Consider the following 20,236-nt stretch of genomic DNA (forward strand, 5'->3'; position numbering starts at 1 on the left):
AGACGCCCGGCTGTGAATGGTAAAGAAAGTGTTTCACGTGAATCATTTTGGAAGCCGGCGTGGGCACCGCCGATTCCAGTTCGTTAATAAAGCTTTAACTCCTGATCGAGGCCCCGGCCCGCCCGCGACTCGCTGTCCCAGTGCCTGTGGATCGGTTGTGGACGAAATTGCGGCGGGCTATCTCCCTGTCTCCAAGAGTCAAAACAATAAGATTCTCTCTAGGAATCTTATTTGAGAGATAGCGGGATGGATGGCCCGCCAGGCATGACGACAAGCCAGATCCCTGCCCTGATTCGTGTGCTCGGCGGCGAAACGCTTCCGACGCCTCCGATCTGGATGATGCGCCAGGCCGGTCGATATCTCCCGGAATATCGCGAGCTCAGGGCCAAGGCCGGCAGCTTCCTGTCGCTCTGCTACAATCCCGAGCTGGCAGCCGAAGTGACGCTCCAGCCGATCCGACGCTTCGGCTTCGATGCCGCGATCCTGTTCGCGGATATCCTTCTCGTTCCGCAGGCCCTCGGCCAGAGGCTCTGGTTCGCCGAAGGGGAGGGGCCGCGCCTGGAACCCGTGGCCGATGCCAGCCGCCTGGCGGAGATCGATCGCGTCGCGGATCAGGCCAAGCTCGATTCGATCCCGGAGACGGTTCGCCGGGTTCGGGCTGCCCTGCCCCGCGAGACCGGTTTCATCGGCTTCTGCGGCGCGCCCTGGACCGTGGCGACCTATATGGTCGCCGGTCGCGGAACACCGGATCAGGGGCCGGCGAAGGCGTTGTTCGAACGCGACCCGATTCTATTCCAGGCGATCATCGACCGGATCGTGGTCTCGTCGATCGCTTATCTGAATGCGCAGATCGCCGCCGGCGTCGATGCCGTCCAGATCTTCGATAGCTGGGCGGGGTCGCTCGGGCCGGATGATTTCAAGCGCTGGTGCATCGCGCCGACGCGTCGGATCGTCGAGGGTGTGCGGGCAGCGCATCCGCAGGTCCGGATCATCGGCTTTCCGCGCGGTGCCGGGCATCTGATTCCGGATTACATCGCAGGGACCGGCGTCGACGCCGTCGGGCTCGAAACCGATATCGACCGGGACTTCGTTCGCGACGCGATCCAGTCCAGGGTGCCGGTGCAGGGCCATCTCGATCCGTTGGTGCTGCGCGCCGGTGGTGACGCGCTGGAACGTGAGGTCGATGCCATCCTGACCGCGTTTGGCGACAGGCCGTTCATCTTCAATCTCGGCCACGGCATCCTGCCGGACACGCCGATCGCGCATGTCGAGCGCTTGCTGAAACGGGTACGGGGCTGAGGGCTCAGGCGATGTACGAGTGGATCAAGGCTTTCCATGTCATGGCCGTCATCTCTTGGATGGCCGGCATGCTCTATCTGCCGCGATTGATGGTCTATCACGCGGAGGCGCAGACCGGCTCGATCCAGTCCGAGACCTTCAAGATCATGGAGCGCCGGCTGCTCAAGGGCATCATCAATCCGGCTATGATTGTGACCTGGGTGCTCGGCCTCTACCTCGCCTGGTACGCGTTCGGCTTCAAGGGCGGCTGGCTGCACGGCAAGCTTCTGCTCGTCTTCATCCTCTCCGGCATCCACGGCGTGCTGGTGAAGCACGTGCGCAATTTCGCCAATGACCGCAATGTGAAGTCACCGCGCTATTTCCGGATACTCAACGAGATCCCGGCGGTGCTGATGGTCGGCATCGTCATTCTCGTCATCGTGAAGCCGTTCTAAGGTTCTACGCGCTTTCCCGCTTGAGCCCGGACCCGATTCCCGCTATCAGGACGCTACGCTTCTCCAGCGTCCTCCCTTGTTGTCGACTGTTCGTGAGCTGTCTGCCCTAGCAGCAGCTCATGTCGCGCAACCCTCGCGCAGGTCCGGTCAGGGCCGATAAGTCGATCAATCCAGTACCGTCCTCTCCCCTGCTCTTTGGCAGGGTGTTCACGATCCGGGTGCCCCATGCGGGAAATCAAGCTTCAAGAGCTTAAGAGCAAGTCGCCGACCGAACTCCTGGCCTTCGCCGAGGAAGTCGAGGTCGAGAACGCCAGCACCATGCGCAAGCAGGAGCTGATGTTCGCTATCCTGAAGCAGCTCGCGGCGCGCGAGACCGAGATCTTGGGCGAAGGTGTCGTCGAGGTCCTGCAGGACGGCTTCGGCTTCCTGCGCTCCTCCGATTCGAACTATCTGCCGGGCCCGGACGATATCTATGTCTCGCCCTCACAGATCCGGAAGTTCGGCCTGCGCACCGGCGATACGGTCGAGGGCCCGATTCGTGGCCCGAAGGATGGCGAGCGCTATTTCGCCCTGCTCAAGGTCAACTCGATCAATTTCGAGGACCCGGAGAAGATCAAGCACAAGATCCATTTCGACAACCTGACGCCGCTCTACCCGGACGAGCGCCTGAAGCTCGAAGTGCAGGACCCGACGAAGAAGGATTTCTCGCCGCGGGTCATCGATATCGTCGCGCCGATCGGCAAGGGCCAGCGCGCGCTCATCGTCGCGCCGCCGCGCACGGGTAAGACGGTTCTGCTCCAGAACATCGCGCAGTCGATCACCAGCAATCACCCTGAGTGCTATCTGATCGTGCTGCTCATCGACGAGCGACCGGAAGAAGTCACGGACATGCAGCGCTCGGTGAAGGGCGAGGTCGTGTCGTCGACCTTCGACGAGCCGGCCTCGCGTCACGTCCAGGTCGCGGAGATGGTGATCGAGAAAGCCAAGCGCCTGGTCGAGCATGGCCGCGACGTCGTGATCCTGCTCGATTCGATCACGCGCCTCGGCCGCGCCTACAACACGGTGGTGCCGTCCTCCGGCAAGGTCCTGACCGGCGGTGTCGACGCCAACGCCCTGCAGCGCCCGAAGCGCTTCTTCGGTGCGGCCCGCAATATCGAGGAAGGCGGCTCGCTGACCATCGTCGCGACGGCGCTGATCGATACGGGCTCGCGCATGGACGAGGTGATCTTCGAAGAGTTCAAGGGCACCGGTAACTCGGAAATCGTGCTCGACCGCAAGGTGGCGGACAAGCGCATCTTCCCGGCGATCGACATCCTCAAGTCCGGCACCCGTAAGGAAGAGCTCATCACGCCGCGCTCGGACCTGCAGAAGACCTATGTGTTGCGCCGCATCCTCAACCCGATGGGTCCGCAGGACGCGATCGAGTTCCTCATCGACAAGCTGCGCCAGACCAAGCAGAACTCGGAATTCTTCGATTCGATGAATACCTGACGATCGCGCAACCGGTATCGGGCGTTCGATTCGCCGCCGTATCGATTCCTCGATGCGGCGGCGAAATCGTTTCAGCACCCGTGATGATGCCACCGGGCGATACGCCAGATCTTGATAGCGAGTGGTCGATTCGGATCCGTGATGGTTGGCTCACTGCGGCCTGGTCCACCCGTCATGTCCGCGCATTGTGGAACTGTCGCGGGCAGACCGCGTCCACCTCAGACGGATCGAGTCGGACCGAGTCATACCGAAGTGGTATGGCCCTGCATTGCGCGCCGACTGTGTAGGTTACATGTCAGTGGGCGCCGTATCGGGTGACCTCGGTAGTGCCGAAGCTCTGCGCATCGTAGGTTCGGGCGGATCGCTCTCTCGGCTCGCTGCCTGATGGGTAGGCTCCGCCACCGTTCTCCGGTGATCTGGCTGGGGCGGGTATGCCGGTTTCGGTCGCATCAACGCGAGCTTTCCGCAGCAGGTACGCGGTATGGCTGGTAGTGCCACGGATTCCACCCTGGTCATACCGGACGAACCGGCGCCGGGCAGCGCGGATCGGCTGCAAGCACGGCCCCGGAGCGGTCGAGCAGCCCTCGCCCTGACAGCCTTGATGTTCGTCGGGACCTCGTTCAAGAAGTTGCTCGATACGGCACTACTCGACAGGCATGATGGTTCCACACGCCCATACGACGATCGTGGCCCTCTCCTCGGCGCCCGGCAAAGCCGGCGTTGCCGTGATCAGAGTTTCCGGACCGCGCGTTCGATTCGTTCTCGAAACGTTTGCAGGGCTCATCCCCGAACCGCGGGTCGCGACCCTGCGGAAGCTGGTCGATGCGCGAGGCGCGGCTATCGATAGCGCGCTTGTCCTGTTTTTCGCCGCTCCCGCCAGTTTCACCGGCGAGGATGTCGCCGAATTCCACGTCCATGGCTCGCGAGCTGTCCTGGCGCGGCTTCTGAGCGTTCTCACTGCCCTGCCCGATATCCGGCTCGCGGAAGCCGGGGAGTTCACGCGGCGAGCTTTCGAGGCCGGCAAGCTGGACCTTGCCGCTGTCGAGGGTCTGGCGGACCTGATCGATTCGGAAACGGAATGGCAGCGCAAGCAGGCGCTGCGCCAGATGGACGGGGCATTGAGCACGCTCGCCACGACGTGGCGGGCGAGCTTGATCGAGGCCATGAGCCTGCTCGCTGCCGAACTGGATTTTTCCGATGAAGGGGATGTGTCGGGCCCGTTGCAGAAGCAGGCGCTGGATCTCGCCTCAGACGTGCTCGGTTCGCTGAAGAGCGCCCTCGGCAGCTTCGCCATGGGCGAGCGTGTTCGCGAAGGGTTCGTCGTCGTGCTGGCCGGGCCACCTAATGCGGGCAAGTCCAGCCTGCTCAATGCGCTGGCACGCCGCGAGGTCGCAATCGTCTCGCCGATCGCAGGAACGACGCGGGATACATTGGAGGTGCGGCTGGATCTCGCCGGCCTTCCGGTGATCCTGATCGACACCGCCGGCCTTCGCGACAGCGCCGACCCGATCGAAGCCGAAGGGGTTCGCCGAGCGCGGGCTCTGGTTGCCCGTGCCGATCTCGTTCTCGGCTTGCGCGGTATCGATTCGGAGCCGTATCGAATCGAGAGCGAGGCTCAGTTGCTCAAGCTCGCGACGAAGGCCGATCTTCCGGGATCGGCCTTGCCCGGGGAGCAGGCGATCTCCGTCAGGACTGGCCAGGGCGTGAACGAGTTGCTGGCCGAGATCGCGGCCCGCCTCCAGCAACTTGGATCGGGGGAATCTGCGCTTCTTACTCGCGAGCGCCATCGCGTGGCCGTCACGGACGCGATCGCGGCGCTCGAACGCGCCACGACGGCGCGTCATGGGCAGGGCGAGCTCCTGGCGGAAGATATCCGGCTTGCCGTCGTCGCGCTGGAACGATTGGTCGGGCGGATCGATGTTGAGGATGTGCTCGACCGCCTCTTCGCTGGATTCTGTATCGGAAAGTGAGGAAGCGGCGGGATCCGGCCACGTTTCCGCGATTGTCGTTGACCCATCCGCCGCGCTTCGCTAGCGAAACCGCATGTCAATTCATCGGCAGCATTACGACGTGATCGTCGTCGGCGGCGGCCATGCCGGGGCCGAAGCGGCCGCGGCTGCGGCGCGCTACGGCGCCCGCACCGCCCTGGTCACGCATAAGCCGGAAACCATCGGCGTCATGTCCTGCAATCCGGCCATTGGTGGACTCGGCAAGGGACATCTCGTTCGCGAGATCGATGCGCTCGACGGCATCATGGCGCGGGCTGCCGATCTCGGCGGCATCCAGTTCCGCATGCTCAATCGTCGGAAGGGCCCCGCGGTCCGCGGGCCGCGCGCTCAGGCGGATCGCAAGCTCTATCGCCAGGCGGTGCAGGACCTTCTGGTGGCGCAACCCAATCTCGACATCGTCGCCGGCGAGGTTTTCGACCTGGAGGTCGAAGCCGGGCGCGTCACCGGGGTCGTGCTGGCGGATGGATGCCGATTCGGAACCGGAACGGTCGTGCTGACGACCGGCACCTTTCTGCGTGGCCTGATCCATATCGGCGAGAAGCGGATTCCGGCTGGACGTGTCGACGAGGCGCCGTCACTTGGCCTGTCGGCAACACTGGAGCGCCATGGTTTCCCGCTCGGACGGCTGAAGACGGGAACGCCGCCGCGCCTCGACGGACGCAGCATCGATTGGGCTGCGCTCGAAATGCAGCCGGGTGATGAACCGCCGGAGCCTTTCTCTGCGCTGACGACGACCATTACCAACCCGCAGATTTCCTGCGGGATCACCCGGACGACGCTGGCGAGCCATGATCTCATCCGGGCCAATCTGCACCGTGCTCCGATGTTCTCCGGCCAGATCGAGGGGCGCGGACCGCGCTACTGCCCGTCCATCGAGGATAAGGTCGGGCGTTTCGGCGATCGCGACGGCCATCAGATCTTCCTGGAGCCCGAGGGCCTCGATGACGATACCGTCTATCCGAACGGGATCTCGACCTCGTTGCCCGAAGACGTCCAGCTCGACCTGCTGAAGACGATCCCCGGCCTCGAGCGGGCGGCGATGCTGCGGCCGGGCTATGCGATCGAGTATGATTTCATCGATCCCCGCGCCCTGAAGAACACGCTCGAAACACGCGCGCTTGCCGGGTTGTTCCTGGCGGGGCAGATCAACGGCACGACCGGCTATGAAGAGGCGGGCGCTCAAGGGCTGCTTGCCGGCTTGAACGCGGCGCGAATGGCAGGCGGGGCTGAGGCCGCCGTGTTCGATCGCACGCAATCCTATATTGGCGTGCTGGTCGACGACCTCGTGACGCATGGCGTTACGGAACCGTATCGAATGTTCACGTCGCGAGCGGAATTCCGCTTGTCCTTGCGTGTCGACAATGCCGATGAGCGATTGACGGCGCTGGGAGTGCAGCTTGGCATCGTCGGCTCGATGCGACAGGCCGCTTTCGAGACCCGGGATCGCGATATCTCCGGTTTGCGCGAGACCTTGAAGGGCCTCTCGCTGACGCCGCAGCAAGCGCAAGCCGTCGGCTTTCAGCTCAACCAGGACGGTTTGCGCCGCAGTGCGTACCAGATTCTGTCCTATCCGGATGTGAGTTTCGAGCAGTTGGCTGCCGTCTGGCCGGAGCTGACGGAGTATGCCGCGCCGGTTGTGGCGCGGGTGACCGCGGATGCCATCTATTCGGTTTATCTGGACCGGCAGGCGGCGGAGATCCAGGCCTATCGCCGCGATCAATCCCTGAAGGTTCCGGCCGATCTCGACCTTGACGCGATTTCAGGCCTGTCGAACGAATTGAAGCTCAAGCTGGCGGCTCAGCGACCGGCCGACCTGGCCCAGGCGGGCCGGATCGAAGGCATGACTCCGGCAGCCCTGACGCTGTTGGCGGCTCACGCCCGAAAGCGCCGAACGCCCGCATTATCCACAGGTACGACGTGACTGTTGATAAGAACGACCGCCAGCGCGCTTTGAGCTTGACGCCTGTTTCACGTGAAACAGAGGAGCGCCTCGCCCTTCTGGTCTCCGAGCTCGGGCGCTGGCAGGCGGCGAAGAACCTCGTCTCCTCGGCGACGCTGGCCGATGTCTGGACCCGCCATATCGCGGATTCCCTGCAGATCTTCGGCCTGGCCGAGGGTCGCGAGCGTTGGCTCGACCTCGGCTCCGGCGGCGGCTTTCCCGGACTTGTGATCGGCATCTGTCTGGCCGAGCAGGGCAAGGGCCAGATCGATCTGGTCGAGAGCAATGCCCGGAAATGCGCGTTCCTGCGCCACGCGGCCCGTATCACCGGGGCGCCGGTCAAGGTCCACGCAGCCCGCATCGAGGACGTGATCGGCGATTTCACCGGGAAGGCTGAGGTCGTGACGGCTCGGGCGCTGGCGCCCCTGCCCCAGTTGCTCGGCTGGTGCGAAGAGCTGTTGAGAACCGGCACGCTCGGTCTCTTTCCCAAGGGACAACATCTAGATGCGGAATTGACCGACTCGGCCAGATATTGGAAGATTCAAGCGACAACGGTTTCCTCCGTGACTGACGATGCCGCGCGAATCCTGGTGGTGCGCTCGGCGGAGAGACGAGCCGATCCATGACTGAGCTCACATCCGTGACGACACCGCGCCGCCCGCGCGTGATCGCGCTTGCGAATCAGAAGGGCGGCGTCGGCAAGACGACGACCGCGATCAACCTTGGCACCGCCCTGGCCGCCATTGGCGAGAAGGTGCTGATCGTTGACCTCGACCCGCAGGGCAATGCGTCGACAGGGCTCGGCGTCGATCGCCGCAACCGCAAATCCTCGACCTATGACGTGCTCTGTGGCGATGTCGGGCTCGGGCAGGCGCTGCAGCCGACGGCGGTTCCCGGCCTGTCGCTGGCGCCCTCGACGCTTGATCTGCTCGGTGTCGAGCTGGAGATCGCTTCGACCAAGGATCGGGCGCATCGCCTCAAGAACGCGATCGACGAGCTGGTCTATGACCAGCGTTGCCAGGACCTGACCTATATCCTGATCGATTGCCCGCCTTCGCTCAGCCTGATCACGATCAATGCGATGACGGCAGCGGACGCGGTGTTGGTGCCGCTGCAATGCGAGTTCTTCGCGTTGGAAGGCTTGAGCCAGCTGCTCAAGACCGTCGAGCAGGTCAAGGCCGGTCTCAATCCGCGCCTGATCATCCAGGGTGTGGTGCTGACCATGTTCGACCCCCGCAACAACCTGTCCGGGCAGGTGATGGCGGATGTGAAGAGCTTCCTCGGCGACAAGGTCTACGAGACCGTGATCCCGCGCAATGTGCGGATTTCGGAGGCGCCGTCCTATGGCAAGCCGGCGCTGCTCTACGATCTGCGCTGCTCCGGCTCGCAGGCCTATCTGCGATTGGCTTCGGAAGTGATCAAGCGCGAGCGCGCCCTGCGGGCCGCGGCATAAATTACAAATAGAGGTTGATGAGGATGGCAATGGCCGAAGAACAGGGGCGTTCCCGCCTTGGCCGCGGTCTGGCGGCGCTGATCGGCGATGTCGGAGATGAGCTCGGGGCGATCGAGCGGGCGCGCGGTCAGCGTCGTGTTCCCGTCGAGTTCCTGCGGCCGAGCGCCCGCAATCCGCGTCGCAATTTTGTGGAAGAGGATCTCGAGGACCTGACGACCTCGATCCGCGAGCGCGGTATTCTCCAGCCGATCATCGTTCGTTCCATCCCCGGAATGATGGACGCCTACGAGATCATCGCCGGCGAGCGTCGCTGGCGCGCGGCCCAGCGGGCCGAATTGCATGACGTCCCGGTTCTGTTGGTCGAGGCCGATGATCGCGAGGCGCTGGAGATCGCCATCGTCGAGAACGTGCAGCGCACGGACCTCAACGCGATCGAAGAGGCGGCGGGCTACGAGCGCCTGATCGCCGAATTCGGCTATACGCAGAACGACCTGGCGCGGGTGATCGGCAAGAGCCGCAGCCATGTCGCCAACACGCTGCGCCTGTCGAAGCTGCCGGAGCCGGTGCGCAAGCTGGTCAGCGAAGGCGCGGTTTCAGCCGGCCATGCCCGTGCGCTCCTGTCCGTTTCGGACCCGGAATTCATGGCGCAGAAGATCATCGACGACGGCCTGAGCGTCCGTGATATCGAGCGGATCGTGCAGGAAGAGGCGCGCGGCGAGACCAAGAGTGCTGCGCCGAGCAAGCCGAAGACGGCGAAGGATCCGGACACGCGCGCTCTCGAGAAGGCGCTGGAAGAGGCGCTCGGCCTATCCGTCTCGATCGGGCATCGGGCGAACGGCTCGGGCGAGGTCAAGATCGGCTACAAGACGCTCGAGCAGCTCGACGCGCTCTGTCACCGCCTGAAAGCTTGATCGGAACACCATTGTCATTCCGGGGCGCGCCGCAGGCGCGAACCCGGAACCCACGACCGGGTGAGCCGCCAACAACATGCATCGGATGTCCTACCCAGTCGTGGATTCCGGGCTCTTCGCTTCGCGAAGCCCCGGAATGACAAATAAAGTGGCTCCGCATTTGCTGCCACCGAGTGTCGACAGCGCTTACTCGGGCCGCCCGGCACGTCCGAGCCGGGCGAGCGTCCAGAGGGCACGGGTCGCGATGGCGCGGCCCATATCGGCGTTCTGCCGCGTCGCCAGCACGGCATTGCCCAGCAGGCCGACGGCTTCGCTCAATTTCGCGCTGGACCAGGCATTGAGTGCAGCTTCCGTGGTCGCGATGCGCGGATAGGGCAGGCGCATCGTCGCGACGACATCGCGGAGCCCTTTCCCGGCGTCGATCGACTGGCGCGCCTTCAGGAGCGTCAGCGCTTGCCGCAGCACGGCGCCGAGCATCACGCCGGGATCGAGTCCTTCGCTGCTGAGCTTGGCCTGGGCGAGGTCGAGAACCGGCAGCTTTCCGGCGAAGACAGCATCGACCAGCATCGCCTGTTCGCGTTGAGCGGTATCGCCGACGACGGCGTCGACGTGCTCGATCTGGACGGCCGGGTCCGAGCCGACATAGAGCAGCAGCTTCTCGATCTCGCGGCGGGAGGTCTGCCGGTCGCCACCAAGCAGACCGGTGAGGTGATCGCGCGTGACGCGGTCGATCGATTTGCCGGCGGCGCGGACCATTTCGTCGATGATCGAACCGAGATCGCGGGCCGCATCGCCATAACAGGGCACGGCGAGCGCCGTCTTCGCCTTCTCGCAGGCGGTCCGAATGGGATTGCTGCGCTGCAGATCGCCGGCCTCGATGATGACGAGTGCGTCCTGGGACGGTGTCGCCAGCAGGGGCTCCAGCGCCGCCAGCAGCGGCTTCGAGGTCGGTGAGACGCGGATGGCGCGGCGACCGCCGAAGAGGCCGATCGTGTTCGCCTCGTCGGCCAGCTTGAGCGGATCGGAGGCGATGGCGTCGCCGTCCATGCGGATGAGCTGGAAGGCGTCCTGGGGGTCGTCGACGCTAGCCCGCGCAAGCCCCGCCGCCCGTTCCGAGACGAGGCCGGCATCGGGGCCGTAGATCAGGACCAGCCGCCAGGCGGGATCGAGCCGTGCGAGGGTTCGTTCGGCCTCGTGCGCCTTGATCGCAACCATGGCGCGTCAGGAGGTGATATCGGCGGCGATCTGGCCCCGGACGATGGTGGCGAGGTTCTTCGCCGCGCGAATCTGTGCATCCCGCGCAGCGCGCACGGTGGCGAAGCGCTGCGAGGAGCGTTCATAGGGGACGCGGACGGAATTCGTGCCGGTGGAGACGACCTCGCCAGATCCCAGGCGGACCAGCTTCCAACTCACCGTCGCTACCAGCACCGCCGAATCGGCACGCCCGTTGGCATAGTCGACGGTGACGATCTCGACCGATTCCCCAAGCACTGCTTCGAGTTTCAGGGTCTTGCGCGCGTCTGAATCGCCGCCGCCGTCGAGCTCGAAGACCAGCTCGTTGCGGAAATAGTGACCGGTCACACCCTTGATCTCAGGGATCTCGATGCCGCGCAGCGCCGTCTTGACGCTGCCGCCGACCGTGCTGGCGGTGTAGTCCGAATAGAGCGGCTGGAAGCAGCCGCCCGCTAGGGCGGCGACCATCAGCGCGGCTGCCAGCAAGCTGCGGCGGGGGAGAGCGGCTTCAGACGACGACATTCACGATTCTCCCGGGAACCACGATGATCTTGCGGATCGGACGCCCTTCGAGGGCCCGCTGAACGGCCTCGCTGGCCCGCACGACCGCTTCCACCGCCACCGTATCGGCATCGGCGGCCACGGTCACTTCCGCGCGCTTCTTGCCGTTGATCTGGACCGGCAGCGTGATGCTGTCATCCTTCAGCAGCGCCGGATCAACCTCCGGCCAGGATGCCTCGCCGGCGAGGCCCTGCTGGCGGAGCGCGTGCCAGCATTCCTCGGCCAGATGCGGCATCATCGGCGCCACAAGCTGGGTGACGATCGTGGCAGCCTCAAGGAGCGCGAAAGCGATATCGGCATCGAGCTCGGGCTTCTCGGCCGCGCCGTCGAGCGCCTTACCGATGGCGTTGGTCAGCGTGTAGATATGGGCGACGCAGCGATTGAAGCCGAGGCGCTCGATATCGGCGCCGACGGCGTCGAGCGCGCGGTGGCTCGCCTTGCGCAGGGCGAGAGCGGCTTCGCCGATCTGAGCGGGCTTGGTGGCCTTGCCGCCGGTGCGCTCGGCGATCTCCGCGACCATGCGCCAGAGGCGCTGGACGAAGCGGGCGGCGCCCTGCACGCCCTCGTCGGTCCAGATCACATCGCGATCCGGCGGTGAATCCGAGAGCATGAACCAGCGTGCGGTATCGGCGCCGTAGGAGGCGATGATATCGTCGGGGTCCACGACGTTCTTCTTGGACTTCGACATCTTCTCGATCGAGCCGATCTCGATCGGGGCGCCGGTGTCGACGTCGAAGCCGCGGCGGTCAGTGCCGGAGACCTCGATGCGGACATTGCCCGGCTCGACCCAGTCGCCATTGGCGGCGCGATAGGTCTCGTGCACGACCATGCCTTGCGTAAACAGGCCGGCGAAAGGCTCGTCCAGGCCGGCATGGCCGGTCTTCTTCATCGCGCGGGTGAAGAAGCGCGAATAGAGCAGGTGCAGGATCGCGTGCTCGACGCCGCCGATATACTGGTCGACCGGCAGGAAGCGGTCGACAGCCTTGCGGTCGGTCGGGCTCTCGGTCCGCCACGGATCGGTGAAGCGGGCGAAGTACCAGGACGAATCGACGAAGGTGTCCATCGTGTCCGTCTCGCGACGGGCGTCCTTGCCGCATTGCGGGCAGGCGACGTGCTTCCAACTCGGGTGATGGTCGAGCGGGTTGCCCGGCTTCTCGAAGGAGACATCGTCCGGGAGCTGCACGGGGAGATCGGTATCCGGCACAGGCACCGTTCCGCAAGCGGAACAATGGATGACCGGGATCGGGCAGCCCCAGTAGCGCTGGCGCGAGATGCCCCAGTCGCGCAGGCGGAAATTGACCTTGCGCTGGCCGACCGGGCGATTGCCGCGGGTTTCGCCTTCGAGGCGGCGGGCAACCTCCTCCTTGGCTTCCGCGATGGTCAGGCCATCGAGGAAGCGGGAATTGATCATGCGGCCGTCGCCGTCATAGGCGGTGTCGGTGATGACGAAGCCGGCGGGGTCGGTGCCCTCGGGCGCCACGACCGGGGTATTGCCGAGGCCATATTTGTTGACGAAGTCGAGGTCGCGCTGATCATGGGCCGGGCAGCCGAAGATGGCGCCGGTGCCGTATTCCATCAGCACGAAGTTCGCGACATAGACCGGCAGCGTCCAGTTCGGATCGAGCGGGTGGATGGCGCGCAGGCCGGTGTCGAAGCCGAGCTTCTCGGCTTTGTCGATCGCTTCCTGCGCGGTGCCGGTGCGCTTGCATTCTTCGATGAAGGCCTGCAGCGAGGGGCTCTTGGCTGCGATCGACTTGGCGATCGGGTGATCGGGCGCGATGGCGACGAACTTGGCGCCGAACAGCGTGTCGGGGCGGGTCGTGTAGACTTCGACCTCGTCCTGCCCGGCGCCATTCGATTCGAGGGCGAAACGAACCAGCAGGCCTTCCGAGCGGCCGATCCAGTTCTTCTGCATCAGCCGGACCTTCTCGGGCCAGCGGGTCAGGCCTTCCAGAGCGTCATTCAGCTCCTGGCCGTATTCGGTGATCTTGAAGAACCACTGGGTGAGTTCGCGGATCTCGACCAGGGCACCGGAGCGCCAGCCGCGGCCGTCGATGACCTGCTCGTTGGCCAGCACGGTCTCGTCGACCGGGTCCCAGTTGACCTTGGCGGTCTTGCGGTCGACCAGCCCGGCCTTCAGGAAGTCCAGGAACATCTTCTGCTGGTGGCGGTAGTAGCTGGGGTCGCAGGTCGCGAGCTCGCGGCTCCAGTCGAGCGACAGGCCCATCGACTTGAGCTGCTTGCGCATGGTCGCGATGTTCTCATAGGTCCATTCGCGCGGATGAACCTTCTTCTGCTTGGCAGCGTTCTCGGCCGGCAGGCCGAACGCATCCCAGCCCATCGGGTGCAGCACCGAGAAGCCCTTGGCGCGCTTGTAGCGCGCGACGACGTCGCCCATCGCATAGTTGCGGACATGGCCCATATGGATGCGCCCCGACGGGTAGGGGAACATCTCGAGGACGTAGTAGCTCGGCCGGGTGTCGTCGTTCCTCGTCTCGAAAAGCTTGCGCTCCTCCCAGACGGTGCGCCATTTCGGCTCGGACTCTTTCGGATTGTAGCGTTCGACGGCCATGTCAGCGGGCAATTCTTGCGGGTTTGCCGGCTCCCGGAGGCAGGCCGGCGCAGGGGCTGAATGCAAAAACCGGATGTCGGAATCTTGCAACCTGCTCTAGGACACCATTGCGCGCACGCGGTCAACGGCGCGCAGGGCATGAGAGGCTGGCAGATGAGCGATACGGTTACGCGTTTGGCTGAAATTCGGACGGCGATCAGCCGGGCCGAGCGCGATTTCGGGCGTGAAGCCGGTTCGGTCGCGCTGGTTGCGGTCTCCAAGACCAAGCCGGCCGAGCAGATCGTCGAAGTGCTTGAAGCCGGGCAGCGCGTCTTCGGCGAGAACTACGTGCAGGAGGCCAAGGCGAAGTGGCCGGCGCTGAAGGAGCGCTTCCCCGACGCCGAATTGCACATGATCGGCCCGCTGCAGTCGAACAAGGCGCGCGAGGCGGTGGAGCTCTTCGACGTCATCCAGTCGCTCGACCGCGAGAGCCTGGCCAAGGAGCTGGCACGCGAGATCGCGCGGCTGGGCAAGGCCCCGCGGCTCTTCGTCCAGGTCAATACCGGCGAAGAAGCGCAGAAGGGCGGCGTGCTGCCGGCCGAGACAGATGCGTTCATTGCCCGCTGCCGCGAGGTTCACGGTCTCGCGATCGAGGGGCTGATGTGCATTCCGCCGGCTGACGAGCCGCCCTCGCCGCATTTCGGCCTGCTCGCAAAGATCGCGGCCCGCAACGGACTCAAGGGCTTGTCGATGGGCATGAGCGCCGATTACGAGGCGGCGATCCAGCTTGGCGCGACCTATGTGCGCGTCGGCAGCGCGATTTTCGGGGCGCGGGGGTGACCTCTTTCAAGGTGCGGTCATCCCGCACGCGCTGCAGCATGCAATGCTGCTGCGCAGATGCGGGACCGTTTTCCTGATAGGGCGCTCTCTTCTGACGACGGTCCCGTGTCTGCGCAGCGGCACTTCGCGCCGCAGCGCGCACGGGAAGACAGCGGGTTTCGCTGCTATTTCTTCAAGGGCTCGCCGACATCGATGCGGTTGCCGTCCGGGTCCTCGAAGACGAAGGCGCGCAGGCCGTAGTCCTTGTCGCGCAGGCCCTTGACGATGCGCAGGCCACGCTCGCGGATCACGGCATGCACCGCGTCGATATCCTCGACCATCATATGCGCGACGTTGAAATCCGCTGCCTTGTGGCCGGGCTGGAGCGTCAGGTGCAGTTCGGCTGCGTCGCGCTTCAGGATCATGAAGCCGACGGGGTCGCCGTTCTCGAAGGTTTTACGGAAGCCGAGGGCACTGACGTAGAAATCGCAGGCGCGGGCGATGTCGGCCACGGGCAACATGGCGGCGATCCGCCCGAAGCGGAACGCGGAAACCGAATCAGTCATCGCAAATCTCTGGCTGGGATGGCGCCGCGTCGCGGGACGGTGCCCGGGAGCGTGGCTACCTGATCCTAAGATATGATCGAGACGGTGCCCGCTTCCTTCCTAGCTCACCTCACCACGATCCGGCAATGGCGCGCCAGCCGGGGCAGCAGCTTGGCGAAGACATGGCCCTCGACGGCAACGCAGCCGGCTGTCGGCGTGAAGCCGGCGCGGGCGAGGTGCCAGAAGATCGCGCTGCCGCGCCCGCGCTGCACCGGCCGGTCGTTCCAGCCGAGCTCGACGATCACATCATAGAGATGATCCTCGCGCTGCAGCCGTTCCTCGGCCTCGCCGGGCGGGCGGTCGATCAGGCGGTTGTAGCGGCGGTCCTTCTGGTCGTCGCACCAGGCGTCGCGCGGCCCGATCCGTTTCAGCGGCAGCAAGGTGCGAGGACGGGGGAGGCGATCAGCCCTGTAGAAAATGCTGCGCAAAGGCAGGTCGAAGCGCGGCGTACGGCCATCTCCCTCGCGTTTCACGGTGCCGATGCCGGAGCGACCGAGCGCGCAGGGGAAGATGGTATTGCCGGCGACGAGGAAGCCCTTGCGGCGGTCATGGACCGAGGCGAAGACGCGCAGAGCGGTGAGATTGCGCGGTCCGCCATGCGGCTGGCTCGAGGGGTTCGAACGGTTTCTCACGGGAATTCCAGGCGGCCTCACTTGCGATGACGACTCAGCAGGCTCATGTTGCCGAAATCCCTGCGTGCGAGCGATCCATTCATGTCCGCCGTCCATCATATCCTGCTCGTCGATGACGACCAGACCCTGCGCGACACATTGTCCGAGCAACTGGCCCTCTACGAGGAGTTCCGGCTGTCGACGGCCGACAACGCGACCGCGGCGATCAAGGCGGTGCAAGGCGACCGTGTCGACCTCGCCGTGATGGATGTCGGCCTGCCCGACATGGATGGGCGGGAGGCCGTCAAGGTGATGCGCAAGAACGGTTTCAAGAGCCCTGTCGTGATGCTGACGGCGCAAGGCTCCGATGCCGATACCGTGCTCGGGCTCGAGGCCGGCGCCAACGATTACGTGGTCAAGCCGTTCAAGTTCGCCGTGCTGCTGGCGCGCATCCGCGCCCATCTCAGGCAATACGAGGCGAGCGAGGACGCGATCTTTCAGGTCGGTCCCTACACCTTCCATCCGGGCTCCAAGCTGCTCGTCAGCGAGAAGGGGTCCAAGACCAAGCTCACCGAGAAGGAGACGGCCATCCTGCGCTTCCTCTATCGCGCCGGCCGCAAGCCGATCGCGCGGGAGGTGCTTCTGCAGGAGGTCTGGGGCTATAACAGCCAGGTGACCACGCATACGCTCGAAACCCATATCTACCGGCTGCGCCAGAAGATCGAGCCCGATCCGGGCAATGCCCGCCTGCTGGTCACCGATGCCGGCGGCTACCGGCTGAATCCCTGACGGATGGCCCTCGACGAAGACATGGCCCTGCTGGCCCGGCAGCCGTTGCTGAGCCTGATGGAGCGCGATGCGCTGAGGCTCCTCGCCTTCGCGGCCGAAAGCCGCATACTGCGCGCCGGAGACGTGCTGTTCCGCGCCGGCGAGCCGTCGGACGGGGCTGTTCTCGTGGTATCCGGCGCGGTCGCGCTGACGGTGCAGGACGATGGCAAGCCGGCGACCGAGATCATCGGCCCCGGCGCGATGATCGGCGAGCTCGCCCTCTTCACGTCAGTCCCGCGTCAGGTCACCGCGATCGCGCGCGAGCCGACGCAGGTGATGCGGCTGCCGCGCAGCGTGATGCGGCGCGTGCTCGGCGAATCGCCTGATTCGGCCGAGGCCATCGCGAACGCGATCGGAGAACGATTGCTGGGTTTCGTCGGTGAACTCACCGCCGTTCAGGAAGCGCTGAGCGCAATCGACCGGAAGTAGCCCGGTCGTTCAGGACGAGGGCGGGTGTCTCGCCGCCCGGATCGCGGCGAAGCGCGGCCAGAGGCTGTTGAGGCACAGGCCGGAGAGCACCAGCCCGGCCGCGAGGAATTTCCAGCCGGGCAAGGGCTCGCCGAGCCAGATCGCGGCGGCGCCCATCCCGAAGACCGGGACCAGCAGGGATGTCGGCGCAACGGTGGCAGCGGCATAGCGCGAGAGCAGCCAGCCCCAGACGGCATAGCCGAACATGACATTGCCGACCGCCTGCCAGATCGCGGCGGCCCAAGCGATGGCTGGCGCATGGACAAGGCCGTCGCGCATCGCCGGCCAGCCTTCGATCGTCCAGGACAGGGCAAGCAGCGGCGGGATCGCGAACAGGCTGGTCCAGACGACATAGGCGAGCATGTCGACCTTGGGCGTGCTGCGCGCCACGATATTGCCGGCGGCCCAGCAGAAGGCCGCACCGAGCACGAGGACGATGCCGAGCGGCGTGGTCGAGCCGTCGGTGTGCCACAAGATCACGCCGATGCCGATGGCGGCGAGCGCAAGGCCGGCGAATTGGAAGGGCTGCACGCGCTCATGCGTGATCGCCGCGGCCAGCAGGATGGTGAAGAAGGGCTGCGACTGCACCACGAGCGAGGCAAGGCCCGGCGCGATATAGCCCTTGATCGCGAAGAAGAGCAGGCCGAACTGGCCGGCGCCGATCAGGACGCCATAGGCGGCGAGCTTGCTCCAGGGCGCGTCCGGCCGCTTGAGGAAGAAGACCGCCGGCAAGAGCGCGAAGGTGAAGCGCAGGGCGGCGAAGAGCAGCGGCGGGAAATGCGCGACGCCGATATGGATGACGACGAAATTCGTACCCCAGACGATCATGACCGCCAGTATGAGCAGCATGTCGCGGAAGGAGAGCGATGTGGAGGGGGCTGGCTGCACGGGACTGGCTTCGCCGGAGAACTTGCCGCCGGCCCATACCATGCGGGCTCGCCCGCCGGTTAGGACGGGTCGGCATGGCTGAGGGGCCGCTGCGGTATGAAGCGCGGCGTAGGCTCGTCAGAGATCCAGCGTCACGGTGACCGGGACATGGTCGGAGGGGCGCTCCCAGCCGCGGGCCTCGCGCAGGAAGGTGAGGTCGCGCAAGGTCGGCTTCAGCGCGTCCGAGAGCCAGATATGGTCGAGCCGGCGGCCTTTGTTCGTTGCCGACCAATCCTGCGCGCGATAGCTCCACCAGGAATAGAGCTTTTCGGGTTCGGGCCGCAGCGTGCGGGCCGCGTCGGTCCAGCCGAGCTCGCTGCGCAGCTTCTCCAGCGTCGTCGTCTCGATCGGCGTGTGGCTGACGACGTCGAGGAGTTGCTTGTGGCTCCAGACGTCGTGCTCCAGCGGCGCGATGTTGAGGTCGCCGAGCAGGATCGCCGGCCGGTCGGTCGGCTTCTTCGTCACGCCCCAGGCACCGATCTCGTCGAGGAAGGCGAGCTTATGGGCGAACTTGTCGTTCTTCTCGGGATCGGGAAGGTCGCCGCCGGCCGGGATGTAGAAATTATGGATGGCGATGCCGGCGGCGGGGCCGGCGGCCTTGTCGAGCGTCACCGTCATGTGCCGGGCGTCGTTGCGGCCGCACATCGACATCGCCTCCTTCTCGCTGAAGGGCAATTTCGAGACGATGGCGACGCCGTTATAGCCCTTCTGGCCGATGAAGGCCTGATGGACATAGCCGAGCTGGTGGAAGGCCTTGGCCGGAAACTGCTCGTCCGGCGTCTTGGTCTCCTGCAGGCAGAGCACGTCGGGGGCGTGAGTGGTCAGGAACTCCCCGACCATGCCGATGCGCAGGCGAACCGAATTGATGTTCCAGCTGGTGACGGTGAGTTGCACGCGAGGATTCCGGCAGGGAGGAGGCCGGAAACTGGGTCGTCAGGGCGCAAAAGGCAAGCCGTTTTCGGCTCGCGGGGGGCGTCAGAGCCTGCGCTGATAGTCGATCACGAAATTCTGCGGATCGGGCCGGCGACGGGTGTCGAGATTGTAGAGCGAGATCGCGGTCTCGTAACCCTGCGGATCGACGACGATCCATTGTCGGAGTTCGTTGGCAACGAGGTCGAATTTCAGCGTGATCTTCGAGGTGCCGCCCAGCGTCGAGCGGTCCTCGATGCGGACCGTGAGGAGGTCGCCATCGACGCTGGCGCCCTTGAGGGTGCCCTCGCGCGCCAGGTCCATCTTCTCGCGCACCAGGAATTTCAAGGGCGTCTGGCCGATGGAATAGAGATCCTGCGTCGCCAGGCGCTTGTCACGGATCGCGACAGAGGTGCCGTCCGCGATCACCTCCGTGGTGGTCGGCGGCTCGTATTCGAAGCGCATCTTGCCGGGGCGCTGGATATAGATGCGCCCTTCCAGACGCCGCCCATTGGAGGCGTGCTGGATGAAATTGCCCTGCAGGGTCGTGAAGCTGTTGAGATAGGCGTTGAGCCGCTCGACCGCCTCTTCCTGCGTCGCGGGAGGGGCTTGCTTGCCCTTGGCGGGAGTGGCTGCCGGCTTGGCCGTCTCAGCCGCGGCGGCGGCCACGGCAGGGGCGTTCGATGCGACAGCCTGAACCGGAGCGGCCTGGCTGGCGGCGCTGCGCGCCTCACCGAGCCCGGCAGGCCGGGGTGGCGGCAGCACGAGGCGCGGGGCCGCCGGCTTGGCGGCAGCGGGCTTCGGCGGTTGAAGCTGCAATGGCTGGGCCGCCAGCGGTCCGGCCACGAGCCCGCACCCGATCATCGTCGCCACCAGAGCCGAAGCCCGGGCGGCCGGGGTCAATCTGTCGAGCAAGGCTGCTCCATTCCTTGTGCCGCGGCCACTCCTGCCGAAGCCTAGAGATCGCTGGCGCGGGAGATCGGGCGTCCCGATCCGGTCTTTCCGTCTCAACGCCTGGTTCGCTGCCGAGGTTGCAGCATCGTCATGGCAATTTGAGGACTGGCGCCGGTTGCCGCAAGGGCGTGCGGCGTCGCAAGCCTCAATCGTCGTGCTGATTCTGGGATTCGACCAGGATCTCTCTTTTCCCGGCGTGGTTAGCTGGTCCGACGATGCCCTCGTTCTCCATGC

19 protein-coding genes are annotated in these 20,236 nt (G+C 65.3%); 11 read left to right on the top strand and 8 right to left on the bottom strand.

Annotated features, from left to right (window positions below):
- Positions 1-264: 264 nt before the first annotated feature.
- The 8 genes from hemE (at position 265) to ACODTJ_RS26510 (ending at position 9,536) form a co-directional block, all read left to right on the top strand.
- Positions 265-1,299 (top strand): uroporphyrinogen decarboxylase, encoded by a 1,035-nt coding sequence (gene hemE, locus ACODTJ_RS26475; protein WP_454654380.1) that lies wholly within the window; start codon positions 265-267, stop codon positions 1,297-1,299.
- 11 nt (positions 1,300-1,310) lie between these two features.
- Complete coding sequence (gene hemJ, locus ACODTJ_RS26480; protein WP_454654381.1) at positions 1,311-1,733, top strand: protoporphyrinogen oxidase HemJ; 423 nt, start codon at positions 1,311-1,313, stop codon at positions 1,731-1,733.
- A 225-nt stretch (positions 1,734-1,958) separates the two neighbouring features.
- Positions 1,959-3,224, top strand: a complete 1,266-nt coding sequence (gene rho / locus ACODTJ_RS26485) for a transcription termination factor Rho (protein WP_257735420.1) — start codon at positions 1,959-1,961, stop codon at positions 3,222-3,224.
- Between the two features lie 656 nt (positions 3,225-3,880).
- The gene (gene mnmE, locus ACODTJ_RS26490; RefSeq protein WP_454654383.1) at positions 3,881-5,194 is read left to right on the top strand and encodes a tRNA uridine-5-carboxymethylaminomethyl(34) synthesis GTPase MnmE; all 1,314 of its coding nucleotides are present in this window, start codon (positions 3,881-3,883) and stop codon (positions 5,192-5,194) included.
- 73 nt (positions 5,195-5,267) lie between these two features.
- A complete protein-coding gene (gene mnmG / locus ACODTJ_RS26495) occupies positions 5,268-7,154 on the top strand; it encodes a tRNA uridine-5-carboxymethylaminomethyl(34) synthesis enzyme MnmG (protein WP_454654384.1) in 1,887 nt (628 codons plus the stop codon).
- Positions 7,155-7,189: 35 nt separating this feature from the next.
- Positions 7,190-7,798: a 16S rRNA (guanine(527)-N(7))-methyltransferase RsmG gene (rsmG, locus tag ACODTJ_RS26500; RefSeq protein ID WP_488850882.1), complete on the top strand. Its 609-nt coding sequence runs from the start codon at positions 7,190-7,192 to the stop codon at positions 7,796-7,798.
- Complete coding sequence (locus tag ACODTJ_RS26505; protein ID WP_488850884.1) at positions 7,795-8,625, top strand: ParA family protein; 831 nt, start codon at positions 7,795-7,797, stop codon at positions 8,623-8,625. The genes rsmG and ACODTJ_RS26505 overlap by 4 nt, the downstream gene beginning before the upstream one ends.
- A gap of 29 nt (positions 8,626-8,654) precedes the next feature.
- On the top strand, positions 8,655-9,536 hold the full coding sequence (locus ACODTJ_RS26510) for a ParB/RepB/Spo0J family partition protein (protein WP_488850886.1): 882 nt from the start codon (positions 8,655-8,657) through the stop codon (positions 9,534-9,536).
- 186 nt (positions 9,537-9,722) lie between these two features.
- On the opposite strand, the gene holA is transcribed toward ACODTJ_RS26510, so the two are convergent.
- The 3 genes from holA to leuS are packed head-to-tail and all read right to left on the bottom strand — an operon-like array spanning position 9,723 to position 13,902.
- Positions 9,723-10,751 (bottom strand): DNA polymerase III subunit delta, encoded by a 1,029-nt coding sequence (gene holA, locus ACODTJ_RS26515; protein WP_454654388.1) that lies wholly within the window; start codon positions 10,749-10,751, stop codon positions 9,723-9,725.
- A 6-nt stretch (positions 10,752-10,757) separates the two neighbouring features.
- Complete coding sequence (locus tag ACODTJ_RS26520; RefSeq protein WP_454654389.1) at positions 10,758-11,291, bottom strand: LPS assembly lipoprotein LptE; 534 nt, start codon at positions 11,289-11,291, stop codon at positions 10,758-10,760.
- Positions 11,278-13,902: a leucine--tRNA ligase gene (leuS, locus tag ACODTJ_RS26525; protein WP_454654391.1), complete on the bottom strand. Its 2,625-nt coding sequence runs from the start codon at positions 13,900-13,902 to the stop codon at positions 11,278-11,280. Before leuS ends, ACODTJ_RS26520 begins: the two co-directional genes overlap by 14 nt.
- 153 nt (positions 13,903-14,055) lie before the next feature.
- Here leuS and ACODTJ_RS26530 point away from each other — a divergent pair, with 153 nt between their 5' ends.
- The gene (locus tag ACODTJ_RS26530) at positions 14,056-14,721 is read left to right on the top strand and encodes a YggS family pyridoxal phosphate-dependent enzyme (RefSeq protein WP_454654393.1); all 666 of its coding nucleotides are present in this window, start codon (positions 14,056-14,058) and stop codon (positions 14,719-14,721) included.
- 164 nt (positions 14,722-14,885) lie between these two features.
- Here the strand turns inward: ACODTJ_RS26530 and ACODTJ_RS26535 are convergent, their stop codons facing one another.
- Both ACODTJ_RS26535 and ACODTJ_RS26540 read right to left on the bottom strand, forming a co-directional pair.
- Positions 14,886-15,266, bottom strand: coding sequence for a glyoxalase superfamily protein (locus tag ACODTJ_RS26535; RefSeq protein WP_454654395.1), 381 nt, complete (start codon positions 15,264-15,266; stop codon positions 14,886-14,888).
- Between the two features lie 104 nt (positions 15,267-15,370).
- Complete coding sequence (locus ACODTJ_RS26540) at positions 15,371-15,937, bottom strand: L,D-transpeptidase family protein (RefSeq protein ID WP_454654396.1); 567 nt, start codon at positions 15,935-15,937, stop codon at positions 15,371-15,373.
- A gap of 81 nt (positions 15,938-16,018) precedes the next feature.
- Here ACODTJ_RS26540 and ACODTJ_RS26545 point away from each other — a divergent pair, with 81 nt between their 5' ends.
- Entirely contained in the window at positions 16,019-16,705 is a 687-nt protein-coding gene (locus tag ACODTJ_RS26545) for a response regulator transcription factor (protein WP_454654397.1), read from the top strand.
- A 3-nt stretch (positions 16,706-16,708) separates the two neighbouring features.
- Entirely contained in the window at positions 16,709-17,173 is a 465-nt protein-coding gene (locus ACODTJ_RS26550) for a cyclic nucleotide-binding domain-containing protein (RefSeq protein ID WP_454654398.1), read from the top strand.
- Positions 17,174-17,182: 9 nt separating this feature from the next.
- Here the strand turns inward: ACODTJ_RS26550 and ACODTJ_RS26555 are convergent, their stop codons facing one another.
- The 3 genes from ACODTJ_RS26555 to ACODTJ_RS26565 form a co-directional block, all read right to left on the bottom strand.
- A complete protein-coding gene (locus tag ACODTJ_RS26555; RefSeq protein ID WP_454654399.1) occupies positions 17,183-18,142 on the bottom strand; it encodes an EamA family transporter in 960 nt (319 codons plus the stop codon).
- A 75-nt stretch (positions 18,143-18,217) separates the two neighbouring features.
- On the bottom strand, positions 18,218-19,033 hold the full coding sequence (xth, locus tag ACODTJ_RS26560) for an exodeoxyribonuclease III (protein ID WP_454654401.1): 816 nt from the start codon (positions 19,031-19,033) through the stop codon (positions 18,218-18,220).
- An 81-nt stretch (positions 19,034-19,114) separates the two neighbouring features.
- The gene (locus tag ACODTJ_RS26565) at positions 19,115-19,963 is read right to left on the bottom strand and encodes a LolA family protein (protein ID WP_454654402.1); all 849 of its coding nucleotides are present in this window, start codon (positions 19,961-19,963) and stop codon (positions 19,115-19,117) included.
- Between the last annotated feature and the right edge of the window lie 273 nt (positions 19,964-20,236).

It is taken from the genome of Allobosea sp. FG18, assembly GCF_057809495.1.

Bases quoted from the DNA above. Each gene is read 5' to 3' on its own strand.
- hemE (WP_454654380.1), top strand. From the start codon at position 265: ATGACGACAAGCCAGATCCCTGCCCTGATTCGTGTGCTCGGCGGCGAA.
- hemJ (WP_454654381.1), top strand. From the start codon at position 1,311: ATGTACGAGTGGATCAAGGCTTTCCATGTCATGGCCGTCATCTCTTGG.
- rho (WP_257735420.1), top strand. From the start codon at position 1,959: ATGCGGGAAATCAAGCTTCAAGAGCTTAAGAGCAAGTCGCCGACCGAA.
- mnmE (WP_454654383.1), top strand. From the start codon at position 3,881: ATGATGGTTCCACACGCCCATACGACGATCGTGGCCCTCTCCTCGGCG.
- mnmG (WP_454654384.1), top strand. From the start codon at position 5,268: ATGTCAATTCATCGGCAGCATTACGACGTGATCGTCGTCGGCGGCGGC.
- ACODTJ_RS26505 (WP_488850884.1), top strand. From the start codon at position 7,795: ATGACTGAGCTCACATCCGTGACGACACCGCGCCGCCCGCGCGTGATC.
- ACODTJ_RS26510 (WP_488850886.1), top strand. From the start codon at position 8,655: ATGGCCGAAGAACAGGGGCGTTCCCGCCTTGGCCGCGGTCTGGCGGCG.
- holA (WP_454654388.1), bottom strand. From the start codon at position 10,751: ATGGTTGCGATCAAGGCGCACGAGGCCGAACGAACCCTCGCACGGCTC.
- ACODTJ_RS26520 (WP_454654389.1), bottom strand. From the start codon at position 11,291: ATGTCGTCGTCTGAAGCCGCTCTCCCCCGCCGCAGCTTGCTGGCAGCC.
- leuS (WP_454654391.1), bottom strand. From the start codon at position 13,902: ATGGCCGTCGAACGCTACAATCCGAAAGAGTCCGAGCCGAAATGGCGC.
- ACODTJ_RS26530 (WP_454654393.1), top strand. From the start codon at position 14,056: ATGAGCGATACGGTTACGCGTTTGGCTGAAATTCGGACGGCGATCAGC.
- ACODTJ_RS26535 (WP_454654395.1), bottom strand. From the start codon at position 15,266: ATGACTGATTCGGTTTCCGCGTTCCGCTTCGGGCGGATCGCCGCCATG.
- ACODTJ_RS26545 (WP_454654397.1), top strand. From the start codon at position 16,019: ATGTCCGCCGTCCATCATATCCTGCTCGTCGATGACGACCAGACCCTG.
- ACODTJ_RS26550 (WP_454654398.1), top strand. From the start codon at position 16,709: ATGGCCCTCGACGAAGACATGGCCCTGCTGGCCCGGCAGCCGTTGCTG.
- ACODTJ_RS26555 (WP_454654399.1), bottom strand. From the start codon at position 18,142: ATGGTATGGGCCGGCGGCAAGTTCTCCGGCGAAGCCAGTCCCGTGCAG.